The organism is Mycolicibacterium brumae (assembly GCF_025215495.1).
Taxonomy (GTDB): domain Bacteria; phylum Actinomycetota; class Actinomycetes; order Mycobacteriales; family Mycobacteriaceae; genus Mycobacterium; species Mycobacterium brumae.
The window spans coordinates 3,047,995-3,064,667 of the sequence record NZ_CP104302.1; the positions used below are offsets into that span (position 1 = coordinate 3,047,995).

Below are 16,673 nucleotides of genomic sequence, written 5' to 3' on the forward strand. Positions count from 1 at the left end.
ACAGCCGCACCAGGCGCAGACGAGATTCCTGTTTGTCCACCTATGCGCGACGGATTCCCACCATGAGCGACAGCGTCTCACCCCAAGCGACAAGCGACGGCATCTCACTGCGAGCGACAGGCCAGGCGCCGCGGTGAGATGACACGGAGAGCCGGCGCTGTCGCTGCAGGTGAGACCTTGTCGCTGAAGGCGAGAAAGCGTCGCTCATAGGTGGACAGAAGTTTAGATCGAGTTTCGCGGGGACGGATGGGGCAAGCGGGGCGAATGTGACGAACGGGGTGGATGCCCCCGCACGGCCCCGCCGCGCACCGCACCGCTCCGCACCGCCCCGCCCCGCTACTGGCAGCATGAAACCCATGCCCGCACAACTGCACACCTTCCGGTACGGCCCCGATGGTCCGGCGCAGGTGCTGGCGCTGCACGGCCTGACCGGGCACGGTCGGCGGTGGGAGGACCTCGCCAACAACCATCTGCCCGAGGTCACCGTGCTGGCGCCGGATCTGATCGGACACGGCCGGTCGTCGTGGATCGCGCCGTGGAGCCTGGACGCCAACGTCGAAGCCCTGGCCGCGCTGCTGGAGCCCGAGGGCGAACCCGTCGTCGTCGTCGCGCATTCGTTCGGCTGCGCGGTCGCGCTGCACCTGGCCCACCAGCGCCCCGACCTGGTGCGCGGTCTGTTGCTGCTGGACCCCGCGGTCGGGATCGACGGGAACTGGCTGGCCGGGATCGCCGAGGCGATGCTGTCCTCGCCGGACTACCCCGACCCGGCCGAAGCCCGCGAGGAGAAGGCCGGCGGGTCCTGGGCCGACGTCGACCCCGCACTGCTGGACGCCGATATGGACGAGCACCTGATCACGCTGCCCAACGGCCGCTACGGCTGGCGGCTGTACGTCCCGGCGATGGTGTCCTACTGGAGCGAACTGGCACGCCGGCCGGTCTTCCCCCGCGCCGGCACGCCGACGATCCTGGTGCGCGCGCTGCGGACCGACCCGCCGTATGTCACCGCGGAACTCGTCGACGGGCTGACCAACCGGCTCGGCGACGATTTCCGGCTGGTCGACCTGGACTGCCTGCACATGGTTGCCCAGGCCAGGCCGGCCGAGACCGCGGCGCTGGTCCGCGACCTGCTGGAACGCTGACACCCATGGCAAAGGTCAGCGACGACGACGTCGAACGGGTTCGCGCGCTGATCGCCGGCATCCCGTCGGGCCGGGTGTGCACCTACGGCGACATCGCCGCCGCCGCGGGGTTGTCCAGCCCGCGGATCGTCGGCTGGATCCTGCGCACCGACAGCGGTGGCCTGCCCTGGCACCGAGTGATCAACGCCGCGGGCCGGGCTTCCACCCACAAGAGCGACCGGCAGCTGGAATTGCTGCGCGCCGAGGGTGTGCTCGCCGAGGACGGCCGGGTCCCGCTGCGCGAATACCGCCACAATCTCTGACCCGGGGGGAACTCGCGGGGAATATTCGCCACCCGGGCTGTGTTGCACATCACAACCCCTCTGGCCGGAGGGGCCAATCGAGGTGATTCACATGTCCAAGAAAACGCACATGATGCCCTGGGCGCCGCTGGCGTTCGTGTTCCTGCTCATCGCGTTCGCGTCGATGGGGACCCTGGTGGTGACGCTGGCGACCGGAAGCGACCTGGCGCCGCTGGTCGGCGTCGTCTTCGCGGTCTCCCTGGTCGCGGCGATCGTCGAATTCCGGATCGCGGCCCACCAGGTGTCGCATTCGGTGACCAACCAGGGCGGACACAGCGGCACGAGCATCTTCGACTGGCCGATGGGCCGCGACGACGTCGCCCGCTACGCACGGACCTACCGGTCCGACGACAGCGACGCGCACTGAGCCGCTACAGCATCAGCCTGACCAGCGCCGTGGTGCGCGCCAGGCCGGGGAAGGCCGCGGCCGTCGACCGCGGATGCAGCGCGTGCACCGCGAGCCGGAACATCAAGGCCCGCAACAACATCTGCGGCCACTCCGGCAGCGCCTCCCAACGGTCGATCAGACCGTCGTCGGCGCCACCCCAGGACAACGCGTCGACGACGGCGACCCCAGCCGCCCACGACGTCGGCCGCCAGTACGGGGTGATGTCGGTGATGCCGGGCGCCGCGGCGCCGGCGAACAGCACGGTGCCATAGAGGTCGCCGTGCACCAGCTGGTTGGGACTGCGGGTCGGCCGGCGCAGTTCGGCGAGCTCGTTGAGCAGTTCGACAGACTTCTGCCCGTCCGGGGACCCGGGCGTGATCCGCGCGCCCGATGGCAGCGAGTGCAGCGGCCGGTCCTCCCAAGCAGCCCGGTCGGCGGCGACGAACACGTCGACGTCGGCCCACGGCGCGACCGGCGGCTGGGTCAGGAAACGCGGCCGCTCCAACTTGGCGGTCGCCTCGTGCAGCCGCACCGCGGCGGAGACGACCTCGTCGTAGCGCGGCTCGGGACTGCCCGCGACGTAGGTGTCCGCGCGCCAGCCGGACACCACGAACCGCCCGTCGGTGGAGCGCACCGGTCGGGCCAGCCGCAGCCCGTCGACGAACAACGTCTCGCGGACCTTGGCAGACCAGGCGGCGCGGGCGTGGTCGGCGACCATGGACAGCACGACCTCGCCGTAGCGGTGGCCGCCCTCCCAACCCGATCCCAGCGGCGTCGAGGTCGCAGAACCCAGCCCGAATGCGGCAAGCACATGATCAGGCGGCTGTTCGGTCACGGGATCACCCTAGCGCCGCGACGGCCGCTGACCGCGCGGCTGGTTCGCGCCTTTACCGGTTTGTGTCCGGCGCCGCTCAATAGTCGACCATGTCCGGCTCGAACCGGGCCGCCCAGGCGACGATCCCGCCGGCCAGCGACACCACGTCGTCGAACCCGCGGTCCCGCAATTGAGCCGCGACCTGCGCCGAGCGCACCCCGGATTTGCAGTACAGCACGATGCGGCGGTCGGTCGGCAGCTCGTCGACGCCCGCGCCGGAGTCGAAGGACGACTTCGGCGTCAGTTGCGCGCCGTCGATCCGGTTGATCTCCCACTCCCCCGGCTCGCGCACGTCGACCAGCGCGAACGGCTGCCCGGAGGCCCGCAGTTCGGCCAGCTCGTCGGCGCTGATCTCCTCGGCGGCGTCCGCGGCGGCGGTGATGCCGCAGAACTCCTCGTAGTCGACCAGGTCGGTGATCGGCGCGGCGGCCGGGTCCTTGCCGACGCGGATGGTGCGAAACGTCATGGCCAGCGCGTCGTACAGCAGCACCCGGCCCAGCAGCGACTCGCCCACACCGGTGATCAGCTTGATCGCCTCGGTGCCCATGATGGAGGCGACGGTGCCGCACAGCACCCCGAGCACGCCGCCCTCCGCACAGGACGGGACCGCGCCGGGCGGCGGCGGCTCCGGGTACAGGTCGCGCAGGTTCACCCCGCGCCTGTCCGGGCCGTCCTCCCAGAACACCGCGACCTGGCCGGCGAACCGGAAGATCGAGCCCCACACGTAGGGCTTGCGGGCCACCGCGGCGGCGTCGTTGACCAGGTAGCGGGTGGCGAAGTTGTCGGCGCCGTCGACGATCAGGTCGTACTCGGCGAACAGGTCCAGCGCGTTGGAGGCGTCCAACCGGAACTCGTGGGTGCGCACCCGCACCAGCGGGTTGAGCGCCCGCACCGACTCGGCGGCGCTGAGCGCCTTGGGCCGCCCGACGTCGGCCTGACCGTGGATGATCTGGCGCTGCAGGTTGGACTCCTCGACGACGTCGAACTCGACGATGCCGATGGTCCCGACCCCGGCGGCCGCCAGGTACAGCAGCGCGGGCGCGCCGAGCCCGCCGGCGCCGACGACCAGCACCCGGGCGTTCTTGAGGCGGCGCTGCGCCACCGCGCCGACGCCCGGAATGATCAGGTGCCGGCTGTAGCGGGTGACCTCTTCGCGGGTCAGTTCGGCGGCCGGGGAAACCAGCGGCGGGAGGCTGGGCATGGCGGGGCCTAAGCGATCGGGTGCGGCCAGGGGTTGAACCGGCAGGTCTTGCCGTCAGCGGGGATCTGGCCCGGGTCGAACTTGGCGGCGTCGTCGTTGGAGGTCGAGAAGGTCTGCTGCATCATCACCGGCGCCAGCGCGCCTTCGGTGGCGCAGGCCTCGTGCTGCTGGTAGCCGATGGCGTGGCCCACCTCGTGGTTGACCAGGTACTGCCGGTAGGAGCCGATGTCGCCCTGGAACGGCATCGCGCCGCGGACCCAGCGGGCCTCGTTGAGGAACACCCGCGCCTCCGGCTCGGCGGCGGGGTCGGGCTGGAACGCCGGGTTGAAGCAGGACGCCTCGAGGGCGATCTCATAGCCGCAGCCCTCCCGGATGGTCATCGGCGAGGTGAGCGACACCCGGAAGTCGGGGACGCCCTCGAAGCTCGCGTCGACCCGGCGGAAGCCGATCCGCTCGTCGTAGATCCAGCTTTTCGGGTTCGCCAGGGTCTGACTGACCATCCGGGCGAACGCGTCGTCGCCGCCGATGTCCACCGGGTCCAGGCCGTCCTCGATCTCGACGGTGTAGGTGAACACCCGGGTGGTGCCCTTGCCGACCTGCTCCTCGACGCCCGGAACGACGTGCCAGGTGCGCGCGCCGGCCTGGGTGTAATTGCCGCAGCAGTCCGGCAGCTTCCCGGCCGGCAGGTTCGCGTCGAACTCGGAGAGGCCCTTCGGCGGGGCGCCGAGGATGGTGGTGGCGTGCGCGTTGATGTCCACGTCGCCGGCGGGCTGCTCGTCGGCGACCGGGGCCGGGGTGGGCGCGGTGACGCTCTGGTACACGACGACGACGGTGACCACGATCAGGATCGGCAGCGCGTACGCCCGCCAGCCGTAGGTCCGGGCGAATCGGCTCAGCCAGCTCTGCTTGCGGAACTGCGGACGGTCTTCGCGATTGGACCGGGGTCGTCCGGCGTCGCCGGCCAACGGATCACGCTGCGCGCGAAGCGGTTCGCGTAGCTCGCTGTGCAGCACGGGCACGCGACTATCCTCGCGGCGGCCCGGATAACTCACCGAACCAGGATGGCATATCGGCGCGATTACCCAGGTACGGCACGCCCGCACGCGTGCCGAGGGCCCGACTCCGGCAGGAGTAGTGTCAATGCGATCCGCTGATTCCACGCACTACCCGATCGAGGACCTACATGAGCCATCCCGCCAAAACGACCCGCGCCTCCGGCGGAGGGGTCGGCGGCGCCGAGCGGTCCTCGGGTCGTCGCGGGGTGCGGATGCCGCGCGATGAGCGCCGCGGCCAGCTATTGACCTCTGCCAGCGAAGTTTTCGTCGACCGCGGCTACCACGGCGCCGGGATGGATGAGATCGCCGACCGCGCCGGGGTCAGCAAGCCGGTGCTCTACCAACACTTCAGCTCGAAACTGGATCTGTACCTCGCGGTGCTGGCCGAGCACGTCGACAATCTGGTGTCGGGCGTGCGGCAGGCGTTGCGAACCACCACCGACAACCGGCTGCGGGTGCGCGCCGCGGTGCAGGCGTTCTTCGAGTTCATCGAGCATGACGGCCAGGGCTACCGGCTGATCTTCGCCAACGATTACACCAGCGAGCCGAAGGTGGCCGCGCAGGTGAAGGTGGCCACCGAATCCTGTATCGACGCGGTGTTCGACCTGGTCAGCCACGATTCGGGGCTCGATCCGCACCGCGCCCGGATGATCGCCGTCGGGCTGGTGGCGATCAGCGTGGACTCGGCGCGCTACTGGCTGGACAACGCCAAGCCGATCCCCAAGGACGAGGCCGTCGAGGGCACCGTCGCGTTCATCTGGCGCGGGCTGTCGCACGTCCCGCTGGCCCGCGGGTAGGTCTTACCCGCAGGCCGCGGGCTCGGCGCTACTTGCCGAAGCCGACCCGGCGTCCGTCGGCGGGGCCGAGTTCGACGTAGGCGATCTTCTGGGTCGCGACGATGAACTTGCGGCCCTTCTCGTCGGTCAGGCTCAGCACGGAGGCGCCCTCGCTGCCGAGCGCGTCGTGGATCTGCTTCTCCAGCAGCTCCGGCTTCTCCTCGCTGGCGAAGACCAATTCGCGCGGGCTGTCCGTGATACCGATCTTGACGTCCACGCTGATATGCCTTTCCTAGGTCTGATGTGCCCTGCCAGGCTAATCGACGGGGCGGCGTTTGCCCGGGTCGGGCCGTTCGCCGCTGGCGAACCTGTGCCGAATCGAGCGGTCGCGGGCTCTCGGGCGCGCGAAAGCTCGGTCAGGTACGTAGGGTCGTGTACGTAGCCGAGCGGTCGGGGGCCCTCGGGTGCGCGACCGCTCGGCCGCGTACGGCCGACCGCGTACCCAAGCCAGCGGTGGCGGGGCTTGCGCGCGGCGAGCGATCGGTTGCGTACGCCCGGCAGCCGGACACGCCCCCGCGGGTGTCGGCGCGATCCGGCGATCACCCGTACCATCGCGTTAAGGAAGTTACACAAGTGACTGTTGTGACTAGTGGGTGGTGACGCGATGAAGCCGTATTGGAACGGTCCGGCGACCGGCTACGCCGACGACGACGAGGCCCGCGACAGCGGGGGCGGCAGCAGCCGCTATCGCGCCGCCACCACCGCGCTCTATGACGACGCCCCCGAGTACCAGCCGGAATACACACGCAACCGGGGCTACGCCGACGATGACGCCCCCAGCGACTCCTGGGACTACGACGGCGAGTACGACGGCCTCGACGAGGAGTACGACCCGCACTACGAGCACTACGCCCCCGACACCCGCTGGCGGTTCGTCGCGGTGATCGCCGGCATCGTGCTGCTGGTCGCCCTGATCGGCACCGCCGTGGCGCTGCGCGGCCGCGACGCCTCCACGGTGGCCGTCACCCCGTCGCCGACCGCCCCGGCCACCACCCCGCGCACGGTCACCGCGACCATCCCGCCGTCGACCACCGCGGCGCCGTCAACCAGCGCCGCGGTCCCGGCGCCGTCCGGGGAGGCGAACCCGGAGACCGTGGTCACCGTGCCGCCGAGCACCACGGCGCATCAGAACCCGCCGGCCGACCCGCTGCCGCCGGCCGCCGAGGTCGACCCGGCGGTGGCCCAGCGCACCGTCACCTACACCGTGACCGGCAATCGGCAGCTGTTCGACCTGGTCACCGTCATCTACACCGACGAGCAGGGCTTCCCGCGCACCGACATCAACGTCGCGCTGCCGTGGACCCGCACCGTGGTGCTCAACCCGGGCGTGACGCTGAAATCGGTGACCGCGACGAGTGTGGCCGGCCAACTGAATTGCGCCATCAACGACGGCGCCGGGTCCATGCTGGCCCAGCAGAACGCCGGGACCATCCTGGCCGCCTGCTCCGGGTAGCCGTTAGGCGAGGCCGAGTTCGGCCATCCGGTCGGCGTGGGTGCGCTGCACCTTCTCGAAAAACTCGGTCAGCTGTCCCAGCCCGTTGGTGCCCGACAGCACCAGATCGACCAGTTCGTCACGCTCGGCCATCACGTACTGAGCCTGGGTGATGGCCTCACCGAGCAGTCGACGCGCCCACAGCGCCAGCCGGGACCGCTGCTGGTCGCTGGCGGCGACCGCGGCGCGGATCTCCTCCACCACGAACTGCGAGTGCCCGGTCTCGGCGAGCACGCCGCGCACCACATCGGCGATCTCGTCGGGCAGGCCTTCGGCGATCTCGAGGTAGAAGTCCGCCGCCAGCGCATCACCGATATAGGTCTTGACCAGCGCTTCTTCCCACGTGCTCGGGATGGTCTGGGCGTGATAGGACTCCAGCACCGACCGGTACTTCGCCATCGCCTGCTGCACGTGCATCCCGCGCTGCTCCAGCGCGTCGGACACCAATTCGAAATGGCCCATCTCGGCGGCGGCCATCAGCGCCATATTGATCCGGCCATTGAGATCCGGCGCCATCCGGGCTTCCTCGGTCAGTCGATAAAACGCCGCGACCTCGCCGTATGCCAGCAACGCGAACAGTTCGTCGATCCCGGGATGATCCGCCGAAACCTTGGCTGCGCCCATGGCGCCCACTCTAAAGCCTGCGGCCTGCAAAGGTCCGCGCGGCGGGGTTTTCCAGCCCGGAGCGTTACTATGGGTGCAGGCAGCGGCCTCGGCAGCTACCTGGGAAGTGTGCGTGCACGCAGTCGGTCCGCCTGTTTCACCTCGGCCGGACCCACGCGAATCCCCGCCCCACCGGCGGCGGAATCTCGTTCGAAATCCGAACTCGTGCGCGCGAAGAGACGACGCGACGAGCAACAAACTCGGACCAGAACCAGAAAGGCGTATTCGCACCGTCATGACTCATATCAATAAATCCTTCGCCGAACTCGGCGTGCGCGAGGAGATCTGCGACGCGCTGCGCGACCGCGGCATCGAGCACCCCTTCGCCATTCAGGAACTCACCCTGCCGATGGCGCTGGCCGGCGACGATCTGATCGGCCAGGCCCGCACCGGCATGGGCAAGACCTTCGCTTTCGGCGTTCCGCTGCTGCACCGGATCAGCACCGACGCGTCCCGTCCGCTGACCGGCGCGCCGCGCGCGTTGATCGTGGTGCCCACCCGCGAGCTGTGCATCCAGGTGTTCGACGATCTGACCGGCGCCGCCAAGAACCTCACCGTCGAGACCGACGGCGGCCGGCGCCCGCTGTCGGTGGTGGCCATCTACGGCGGCCGCCCCTACGAGCCGCAGATCGAGGCGCTGCAGGCCGGCGCCGACGTCGTCGTCGGCACCCCGGGCCGGCTGCTGGACCTGGCCAACCAGGGCCACCTGCAGCTCGGCGGCATCTCCGCGCTGGTGCTCGACGAGGCCGACGAGATGCTGGACCTGGGCTTCCTGCCCGATATCGAGCGGATCCTGCGGCTGACCCCGGACACCCGGCAGTCGATGCTGTTCAGCGCCACCATGCCGGACCCGATCATCACCCTGGCCCGCACCTTCATGAACCAGCCGACCCACATCCGGGCCGAGGCCCCGCATTCGGCGGCCACCCACGACTCCACCGAGCAGTTCGTCTACCGGGCGCACGCGCTGGACAAGGTCGAGATGGTCAGCCGGATCCTGCAGGCCGAGGGCCGCGGCGCCACCATGATCTTCACCCGCACCAAGCGGACCGCGCAGAAGGTCGCCGACGAGCTCGCCGAGCGTGGCTTCAAGGTCGGCGCGGTGCACGGTGACCTGGGCCAGATCGCCCGGGAGAAGGCGCTTTCGGCGTTCCGCGCCGGCGACGTCGACGTCCTGGTCGCCACCGACGTGGCCGCCCGCGGCATCGACATCGACGACATCACCCACGTCATCAACTACCAGATCCCCGACGACGAGCAGGCCTACGTGCACCGCATCGGCCGCACCGGCCGGGCCGGCAAGACCGGCATCGCGGTCACCCTGGTCGACTGGGACGAACTGCCCCGCTGGACGATGATCGACAAGGCGCTGGGCCTGGAGACCCCCGATCCGGCCGAAACCTACTCCAGCTCACCGCATTTGTACGACGAGCTGAACATCCCCACCGAGGCGACCGGCTCGATCGGCGCGCCGAAGGCCACCTCCGGCCGACGGTCCGGCGGCTCGCGCGGCGAGCAGGGCGAACGCACCTCGTCGACCCGGGACAAGGACGCCCAGCCGCGTCAGCGCAGCCGGCAGCGTCGTCGCACCCGCGCCGGGCAGGCCGCCGACGGGGCGCCGGTGGCGGCCGCTCCGGCCACCGGTGGCGAGCAGGCTGCCGGTGCGGAGGCGCCCAAGCGTCGTCGCCGTCGTCGTCCCCGCAAGCCGGCCGCCGCCGCCGTCAGCGAGAGCTGACGCACACCTGCCGATGGTCAAACCGGAACGCCGCACCCGCGGTGATCTCATCGCGGTGGCGGCGATCCTGGCCGTCATTGTCGTTGCGGCGGGCCTGTTTTGGTGGACCAGTGACACCCGGGCCACCGATCTGCGGCCCGCGGCGTCCCCGTCGAGCAGCACCCCGAAAGCCACCGCGGTTCCGACGTCGCTGCGTGAGCTGTGGCGCGCCGAGAGCCCCGCGACGCTGGTCCCGGTGATCGTCAAGGACAACGTCATCACCGGCGCCGGCTCCACCATGGCCGGCCGCGATCCCGCCACCGGCGAGGTCCGCTGGAGCTACGCGCGGACCGACCGGCCGCTGTGCGGCGTCAGCTACGTCTATCACTGGGCGCTGGCGGTGTATCCGGATTCCCGTGGCTGCGGCCAGGTTTCGGCGATCAGCGCGACCACCGGGGAGCGCGGGCCGACCCGGACCAGCTACGCCGACGACCGGGTGACGCTGTCCTCGGACGGTTCGGCGGCGCTGTCCTTCGGCGACACCCGGCTGGAGCAGTGGCGTTCGGATCTGGTGCGCACCATCGCCTTCGGCGAGCTGGACGCGCGGTTCAAGCCGGTGCACGTCGCGGTCGGCAAGGGCTGCCGGCTGCTGTCGGCGGCGGCCAGTTCGGCCGTCACCGCGGTGCTGCGGGACTGCCCGGACTCCCCCGGCATCCGGTTGACGCTGCTCAAGGCCGCCGACAACGACGACGAGCCCACCGAGCGCGATGTGCCGTATCACGCGCTGTCCGCCGACGACGGCGCCCGGGTGGTCGCGGTGTCGGAGACCACCACCGCGGTGTACCTGCCGGCGCCGAAACCGAAACTGTCGATCGTCGACGAGTCCGGTTCGGAGGTTGGCTCGCTGTTGCTCGACCAGAAGCCGACCTCGGAGCCCGGCCCGGCCGCGGTCTCGGCGTCCGGCGACTACGTGACCTGGTGGACGGGCCACTCGGTGATCGTGATGTCAAGCGACACACTGACTTACAAGTATGCGATCCCCGCGTCAGGGCCTGATGTCCCGCTCGGTCCCGGGGTCATCATGGCCGGCCGGCTGCTGGTCCCGCACACCGGCGGCATCGGAGTCTATGACCCGAAGACCGGGGCCAAGGAACGGCTGATCCCGGTGGCCCGGCCCGGTTCGTTCCCGTCGATCCGCCCGGCCGTGGTGGGCTCCACGCTGATCGAGCAGCGCGGCGGCACCATCGTGGCGCTCGGCTGAGTCCGGCTAAATCTCCGGCGTGAAGGTCGGCATGGCCTTGCCGGACTTCCAGTACTTCAGCAGCGACTGGGCCAGCTCGCGGTAGGCGATGGCCCCCTTGTTCTTTCGGCCGGCCAACACCGTCGACCCCGACGCGCTGGCCTCGGCGAAACGCACCGTCCGCGGGATCGGCGGCGCCAGCACCGGCAACTGGTAGCGATCGGCCACGTCGAGCAGCACATCGCGGCTGTGGGTGGTGCGCGAGTCGTACAGCGTCGGCAGCGCGCCCAGCAGGGTGAGATTCTCGTTGGTGATCTGCTGGACGTCGGAGACAGTGCGCAGGAACTGGCCGACGCCGCGATGGGCGAGCGTCTCGCACTGCAACGGCACCATCACCTCCCCCGCGGCGGTCAGCCCATTGAGCGTCAGCACCCCCAGCGACGGCGGGCAGTCGATGATCACCGCGTCGAATCGGTCGGACACCTTGGCCAGCGCGCGTTTGAGCGCGTACTCGCGGCCGGCCCGCATCAGCAGCATCGCCTCCGCGCCGGCCAGGTCGATGTTCGCCGGCAGCAGCGTCATCCCCTCTGCGGTCTCCACCAGCGCGGCGTCCGGCTCGACGTCGCCGAGCAGCACCTCGTGCACCGACACCGGCAACTTGTCGGGATCCTGGCCGAGGGAGAACGTCAGGCAGCCTTGCGGGTCGAGGTCCACCAGCAGCACTCGCTTGCCCTCGGCGGCCAGCGCCGCGCCCAGCGACGCCACCGTCGTGGTTTTGGCCACCCCGCCCTTCTGATTGGCCACGGCCAGCACATGAGTCTGCGTCACGCCGAACATACTGACATGTTGTGCATCACATTTCAGTCCGCACCCGCCGCGCGTCGGTGCGGCGGCGCCCCGGCACGGCGGCTGGGCCGATCCGGCAGAATCGATAATCGTGAGTGTCGGCAATCATCGTCTCGTCCTGCTCCGCCACGGTGAGACCGACTGGTCCAGGACCGGCAGACACACCTCACGCACCGACCTGGAGCTGACCGAAGAGGGCCGAACGCAGGCCCTGCTGGCCGCCGACACCCTCGCCAGCCTCGGACTGAAGAACCCGATCGTGTACTGCAGCCCGCGTCGGCGCGCCCAGGTGACCGCCGGACTGGCCGGGCTGGACATCGACGAGACCACCGAGCTGCTGGCCGAATGGGATTACGGCGATTACGAGGGCCTGACGCGCCATCAGATCCGCACCGAGGCGCCGGGATGGCTGGTCTGGACGCACGGCTGCCCGGGCGGGGAATCGCCGCAGCAGGTCAGCGACCGGGCCGACGCCGCGATCGCGATGGCGCTGGACAAGCTGCAGATCCGCGACGTGGTGTTCGTCGGGCACGGTCATTTCTCCCGCGCGGTGCTGACCCGCTGGGTCGAGCTGCCGATGGCAGAGGGGGCGCGCTTCGGATTCCCGACCGCCTCGGTCACGGTGTGCGGCTTCGACTACGGCCTGCGTCAGCTCAAGACGCTGGGGCTGGCCGTCCAACCGCAGACGGCGTCGACGCCATGACGCTGACGTTCGCGCTGGCCGGGCCCGACGGCGTGCTGTGCGGCCGCGGGATGGTCGCGGCCTACCCGCAGATCGGCGCCGCCGACGAGGCGCTGCGCTCCGGGACCGCGCCCCTGGTGGTCGGCGCGCTGCCGTTCGACCTGAGCGCCCCCGCCGCGCTGCACACCCCGGAGGCGGTGCAGCACGCGCTGCCCGACATCACCGAACTGCCGGTCCCCGCCGACGTCACCGTGGCGCCGGACCCGGATCCGGGCATCCACCGGGACCGGGTGGCCGCGGCGATCACCCGGCTCCAAGGCGGCGGCCCGCTGCAGAAGGTGGTGCTGGCCCGCGCGCTGCGGCTGTCCGCGCACGACCGCGGCTGGGACCCGGAAACGGTGCTACGCCGGCTGTTGGCCGCCGACCCGGGCGCCTACGGCTACCTGACGGACCTGTCGGCCGCCGACGGGCCGTACCGCGGCACGACGCTGGTGGGCGCCAGCCCGGAGCTGCTGGTGGCCCGGCGCGGCGACCGGGTGAGCTGCCGGCCATTCGCCGGGTCCGCCGCCCGCGACGCCGACCCCGTGGTGGACGCCGCCAACGCCGCCATGCTTGCCGACTCGGCCAAGGACCGCCACGAGCACGCCCTGGTGGTGGAGACCATGCGGGCGGCGCTGGAACCGCTGTGCGCCGAGCTGGAGGTCGCCGGGCAGCCCAGCGTGCACAGCACCGACGCGCTGTGGCACCTGGGCACCCCGATCACCGGCCGGCTGCGGTCCACCGCGACGACGGCGCTGGACCTGGCGCTGGCGCTGCACCCGACCCCGGCCGTCGGCGGTGTGCCGACCGACCTGGCCACCGAGCTGATCACCGAGTTGGAGGGCGACCGCGGTTTCTACGCCGGCGCCACCGGCTGGTGCGACTCCGCCGGCGACGGGGTGTGGGTGGTGTCCATCCGCGGCGCGCAGATCTTCGCCGACCGGGCCACCGCGGTGGTGTGCTGCGGTGGCGGCGTGGTCGCCGAATCCGATCCGGACGCCGAACTCGCCGAGACCAGCGCCAAATTCCGAACCATCCTCGCCGGCCTGGGCGTGCCCACCGGTCCAGCCAAGGAGTGACCATGTCCCCCGTCATCCGCGAAGCCCGACCCGGCGACGAGACGCACATCGTCGCGATGGTCCGGGAGCTGGCCGAGTTCGAGCGCGCGTTGGATCAATGCTCGGTGACCGAAACGCAAATGCGCGCAGCACTTTTCGGGGAGTCCCCGGTCGCCAGCGCATTCCTGGTCGAGGTCGACGGCGAGGTCGCCGCGATGGCGGTGTGGTTCGTGAACTTCTCCACCTGGGACGGGGTCGGCGGGGTGTACCTGGAAGACCTGTACGTGCGTCCGGCGTTCCGCCGCCGCGGCCTGGCCCAGGCGCTGCTGGCCGAACTGGCCCGGGTCTGCCTGCGGCGCGGGTTCACCCGGCTGACCTGGGCGGTGCTGAACTGGAACGTCGACGCGATCGCGCTGTACGACGCGGTCGGCGGCGAGCCGCAGACCGAGTGGACCACCTACCGGGTGTCCGGCGCGGCGCTGACGGAGTTGGCCGGGGCCTGACTCAGCTCCGGTCGGGTCCGCCGGCGTCGCCGGGGCGGGCCACCCAGTTCACCGCCGACGGGGTGAACAGCAGGCCGAGGGCGGCGATCGCGGCCAGCGCCACCAGAACCGCCCACACCAGTTGCTCCTCGCCCCGGATGTACCAGGCCACGCCGAGCAGGATCAGGTTGGCCAGCACCGCGATGCCGCGGCCCCACCGTCGGCCCCGGACCAGCGCCCACCCGGCGGCCAGCACCCCGGCGCCCATGATCAGGAACCAGGCGGCGGTGCCGTAGCCGAACCCGCCGGCCCGGTTGCGGACCACGTCCTGGTTCTCGCCGGTCAGGGCGTGCGCGATGTAGATTCCGGCGACCACGAGCCCGGCGACGCCCTCGGCGGCCACCAGATAGCCGGCCCAGCGGACGGTGCTCGGCTGCGTCATGGAACGTTCGGTCACCGTTGTACGGTACCGACTCCGCCGGGCCGCGCTCGCGCTGCGCCGTCCCGGGGCGGTTTCCTCGGTAGGCTCTGTGCCCATGACGTCGAACCGGAACCGCGCCGCGGCCGCCGCGCTGGCGGCGCTCGGCGGCGTCACGGTCGTCGCGGCCGCGCTGCCGGTCGGCGACGTCGCGGCCCCGGCCCGGACCGCGCAGGTGCGGCTCGTCGACAATGGATCGCTGACCCCGTTCGACACCTGGGACCCGGCCGTCGGGCAGTTGCAGCCGGGCCTGCTGGCGGCGCTGCAGAACGCCGCCAACGCCGCGGCCGCGGACGGGGTGGTGTTCACCGTCACCTCGGGCTGGCGGTCGACCTGGTTCCAGCAGTCGCTGCTCGACGACGCGATCCGCACCTACGGCAGCTATCAGGCGGCCCGGCAGTGGGTGCAGACCCCCGAGCACTCCCACCACGTCACCGGCGCGGCGGTCGACATCGGCGGAACCGCCGCCCAGCAGTGGCTGCAGAACAACGGCGCCCGGTTCGGGCTGTGCCGGATCTACGCCAACGAGCCCTGGCACTTCGAGCTGGCCGCCGACGGCTACGGGAACTGCCCGACGCTGCTGCCCAACGCTGCGGGCTGACGCGGCGGACCGGCGCCGGCGCGGCACTCCCGTAGGCTCTGGGCTCGTGCGCGCCGTTCTGATTGTGAACCCCAATGCCACGTCCACCACTCCCGCGGGCCGTGACCTGCTGGCGCACGCGCTGGAGAGCCGGGTCCGGCTGAGCGTCGAGCACACCGGACACCGCGGGCATGCCATCGAGATCGCCCAGCAGGCGATGGAGGACAAGGTCGACCTGGTGATCGCCCACGGCGGCGATGGCACGGTCAACGAGGTGGTCAACGGCCTGCTGGGGCGTCCGGGCACGCTGCCGCTGGGCCATGTGCCGGCCGTCGCGGTGGTGCCCGGCGGCTCGGCCAACGTGTTCGCGCGTTCGCTGGGCATTCCGCAGGACCCGACGGAGGCCACCAACCAACTGATCGACCTGATCAGCGCGCACGCGGCGGGCCAGCCGTGGCGGCGCATCGGGCTGATGGATTGCGGCGAGCGCTGGGGTGTCTTCACCGCCGGGATGGGTGTGGACGGTGAGATCGTGGCCAGTGTGGAGGCGCACCGCGCCAAGACCGGAAAGGGCGTTTCGCCGACCCGCTACATGCTGGTCACCGTCCCGACAGTGGTGAAGGCGTCCCGTCGGGAACCGCGGCTGACGCTGGAACTTCCCGGCCAGCCGCCGGTCACCGGGGTGCATTTCGCGTTCGTGTCGAACTCCAGCCCGTGGACGTATGTCAACGCCAAACCGATCTACACCAATCCGGACTGCCGGTTCGAAGGCGGCCTAGGGGTTTTCGCGACCACCAGCATGGGAATCTGGCCGAATCTGGGGCTGGCGAGGCGGATGTGGTCGAAGCGCCCCAACATCAAGGGCAAGCATCTGATTCGTGACGACGACGTTGCCACGGTCCGGATCACCGCCGACTCCCCCACCGCCTGCCAGGTGGACGGGGATTACATCGGCGAGCGGGAAACCATGACCTTCACCTCGGTGCCGAATGCCCTGGAGGTCGCCGCCCCGGCCCTGAAGAACATCGCTGACCAGCGATGACGGCCTAGCCACCGGAAATTTGCGCGGAGATATCGGTGAGCATAGCGCACTCCGATGACGCTCCGGCCAACGCCCGTGCGCAGTGACATTGACCACTGAGTAACAAAGTTCTATTGACATCTGTCCAGCCTCTGGAACGATTGCAATGCAACAGCGCGGAAACATTTGCCTGCGCGAGTTAACAGCCGAAGCAAAAATTGGCGCGTATAAGCGCGCGCCCAGTAAGGAGCAAGATCATGGATTGGCGGCACAAGGCAGTTTGTCGTGACGAGGATCCGGAACTGTTCTTCCCGGTGGGCAACAGCGGCCCCGCGCTGGCTCAGATCGCCGACGCGAAGCTGGTCTGCAACCGTTGCCCGGTGACCACCGAATGCCTGTCCTGGGCGCTGGAGTCCGGTCAGGACGCCGGCGTGTGGGGCGGCATGAGCGAGGACGAGCGTCGCGCGCTCAAGCGCCGCAATGCCCGCACCAAGGCGCGCACCGGGGTCTAACGAAAAACCTGCCAAATCGATGGCCTCCGGCG

20 protein-coding genes are annotated in these 16,673 nt (G+C 70.5%); 13 read left to right on the forward strand and 7 right to left on the reverse strand.

Translation table 11 applies throughout. The features are described from left to right. Nucleotides 1-356: 356 nt before the first annotated feature. The 3 genes from L2Z93_RS14765 (at nt 357) to L2Z93_RS14775 (ending at nt 1,847) form a co-directional block, all read left to right on the forward strand. Complete coding sequence (locus tag L2Z93_RS14765) at nt 357-1,139, forward strand: alpha/beta fold hydrolase (RefSeq protein ID WP_090590744.1); 783 nt, start codon at nt 357-359, stop codon at nt 1,137-1,139. 5 nt (nt 1,140-1,144) lie between these two features. Next, nucleotides 1,145-1,441, forward strand: coding sequence for an MGMT family protein (locus L2Z93_RS14770; RefSeq protein WP_090590748.1), 297 nt, complete (start codon nt 1,145-1,147; stop codon nt 1,439-1,441). A 91-nt stretch (nt 1,442-1,532) separates the two neighbouring features. Continuing rightward, complete coding sequence (locus L2Z93_RS14775) at nt 1,533-1,847, forward strand: hypothetical protein (RefSeq protein WP_090590752.1); 315 nt, start codon at nt 1,533-1,535, stop codon at nt 1,845-1,847. 4 nt (nt 1,848-1,851) lie between these two features. On the opposite strand, the gene L2Z93_RS14780 is transcribed toward L2Z93_RS14775, so the two are convergent. The 3 genes from L2Z93_RS14780 to L2Z93_RS14790 all read right to left on the reverse strand — a co-directional run bounded on the left by L2Z93_RS14780 (nt 1,852) and on the right by L2Z93_RS14790 (nt 4,995). Then, nucleotides 1,852-2,703, reverse strand: a complete 852-nt coding sequence (locus L2Z93_RS14780; RefSeq protein WP_090590755.1) for a TIGR02569 family protein — start codon at nt 2,701-2,703, stop codon at nt 1,852-1,854. A gap of 76 nt (nt 2,704-2,779) precedes the next feature. Next, the gene (moeB, locus tag L2Z93_RS14785) at nt 2,780-3,943 is read right to left on the reverse strand and encodes a molybdopterin-synthase adenylyltransferase MoeB (protein WP_090590759.1); all 1,164 of its coding nucleotides are present in this window, start codon (nt 3,941-3,943) and stop codon (nt 2,780-2,782) included. Nucleotides 3,944-3,951: 8 nt separating this feature from the next. Then, entirely contained in the window at nt 3,952-4,995 is a 1,044-nt protein-coding gene (locus L2Z93_RS14790; RefSeq protein ID WP_090590762.1) for a DUF3152 domain-containing protein, read from the reverse strand. A gap of 131 nt (nt 4,996-5,126) precedes the next feature. Between L2Z93_RS14790 and L2Z93_RS14795 the strand changes: the two genes are divergently transcribed. Then, a complete protein-coding gene (locus tag L2Z93_RS14795; RefSeq protein ID WP_090590765.1) occupies nt 5,127-5,795 on the forward strand; it encodes an HTH-type transcriptional activator FasR in 669 nt (222 codons plus the stop codon). Nucleotides 5,796-5,823: 28 nt separating this feature from the next. On the opposite strand, the gene L2Z93_RS14800 is transcribed toward L2Z93_RS14795, so the two are convergent. Continuing rightward, on the reverse strand, nt 5,824-6,051 hold the full coding sequence (locus tag L2Z93_RS14800) for a DUF3107 domain-containing protein (RefSeq protein WP_090590769.1): 228 nt from the start codon (nt 6,049-6,051) through the stop codon (nt 5,824-5,826). Nucleotides 6,052-6,438: 387 nt separating this feature from the next. Here L2Z93_RS14800 and L2Z93_RS14805 point away from each other — a divergent pair, with 387 nt between their 5' ends. Then, a complete protein-coding gene (locus tag L2Z93_RS14805) occupies nt 6,439-7,287 on the forward strand; it encodes a RodZ family helix-turn-helix domain-containing protein (protein ID WP_193438895.1) in 849 nt (282 codons plus the stop codon). A 3-nt stretch (nt 7,288-7,290) separates the two neighbouring features. On the opposite strand, the gene L2Z93_RS14810 is transcribed toward L2Z93_RS14805, so the two are convergent. After that, nucleotides 7,291-7,950, reverse strand: coding sequence for a ferritin-like fold-containing protein (locus tag L2Z93_RS14810; protein ID WP_090590772.1), 660 nt, complete (start codon nt 7,948-7,950; stop codon nt 7,291-7,293). Between the two features lie 274 nt (nt 7,951-8,224). Here L2Z93_RS14810 and L2Z93_RS14815 point away from each other — a divergent pair, with 274 nt between their 5' ends. Continuing rightward, entirely contained in the window at nt 8,225-9,724 is a 1,500-nt protein-coding gene (locus tag L2Z93_RS14815; RefSeq protein ID WP_090590776.1) for a DEAD/DEAH box helicase, read from the forward strand. A gap of 13 nt (nt 9,725-9,737) precedes the next feature. Continuing rightward, entirely contained in the window at nt 9,738-10,964 is a 1,227-nt protein-coding gene (locus L2Z93_RS14820; protein ID WP_090590779.1) for an Rv3212 family protein, read from the forward strand. Between the two features lie 6 nt (nt 10,965-10,970). On the opposite strand, the gene L2Z93_RS14825 is transcribed toward L2Z93_RS14820, so the two are convergent. Then, entirely contained in the window at nt 10,971-11,771 is an 801-nt protein-coding gene (locus L2Z93_RS14825; RefSeq protein WP_090590941.1) for a ParA family protein, read from the reverse strand. 109 nt (nt 11,772-11,880) lie between these two features. On the opposite strand from L2Z93_RS14825, the gene L2Z93_RS14830 reads away from it, so the two are divergent. Genes L2Z93_RS14830 through L2Z93_RS14840 form a run of 3 tightly spaced genes read left to right on the forward strand, consistent with a single transcriptional unit; the run spans nt 11,881 to nt 14,071 of the window. Next, a complete protein-coding gene (locus L2Z93_RS14830) occupies nt 11,881-12,492 on the forward strand; it encodes an acid phosphatase (RefSeq protein WP_090590783.1) in 612 nt (203 codons plus the stop codon). Next, complete coding sequence (locus L2Z93_RS14835; protein ID WP_090590784.1) at nt 12,489-13,589, forward strand: isochorismate synthase; 1,101 nt, start codon at nt 12,489-12,491, stop codon at nt 13,587-13,589. The genes L2Z93_RS14830 and L2Z93_RS14835 overlap by 4 nt, the downstream gene beginning before the upstream one ends. A gap of 2 nt (nt 13,590-13,591) precedes the next feature. Further along, on the forward strand, nt 13,592-14,071 hold the full coding sequence (locus tag L2Z93_RS14840) for a GNAT family N-acetyltransferase (protein ID WP_090590787.1): 480 nt from the start codon (nt 13,592-13,594) through the stop codon (nt 14,069-14,071). Nucleotide 14,072: 1 nt separating this feature from the next. On the opposite strand, the gene L2Z93_RS14845 is transcribed toward L2Z93_RS14840, so the two are convergent. After that, nucleotides 14,073-14,492 carry a hypothetical protein gene (locus L2Z93_RS14845; protein ID WP_090590791.1) on the reverse strand — a complete coding sequence of 140 codons (420 nt, stop codon included), beginning with the start codon at nt 14,490-14,492 and terminating at the stop codon, nt 14,073-14,075. Nucleotides 14,493-14,586: 94 nt separating this feature from the next. On the opposite strand from L2Z93_RS14845, the gene L2Z93_RS14850 reads away from it, so the two are divergent. From L2Z93_RS14850 to whiB1, 3 genes are all read left to right on the forward strand, one after another. Next, nucleotides 14,587-15,129, forward strand: coding sequence for a M15 family metallopeptidase (locus tag L2Z93_RS14850; protein ID WP_162561981.1), 543 nt, complete (start codon nt 14,587-14,589; stop codon nt 15,127-15,129). Nucleotides 15,130-15,175: 46 nt separating this feature from the next. Next, on the forward strand, nt 15,176-16,150 hold the full coding sequence (locus L2Z93_RS14855; protein ID WP_090590799.1) for a diacylglycerol/lipid kinase family protein: 975 nt from the start codon (nt 15,176-15,178) through the stop codon (nt 16,148-16,150). Between the two features lie 236 nt (nt 16,151-16,386). Next, entirely contained in the window at nt 16,387-16,641 is a 255-nt protein-coding gene (whiB1, locus tag L2Z93_RS14860) for a transcriptional regulator WhiB1 (protein WP_003893300.1), read from the forward strand. Nucleotides 16,642-16,673: the final 32 nt, after the last annotated feature.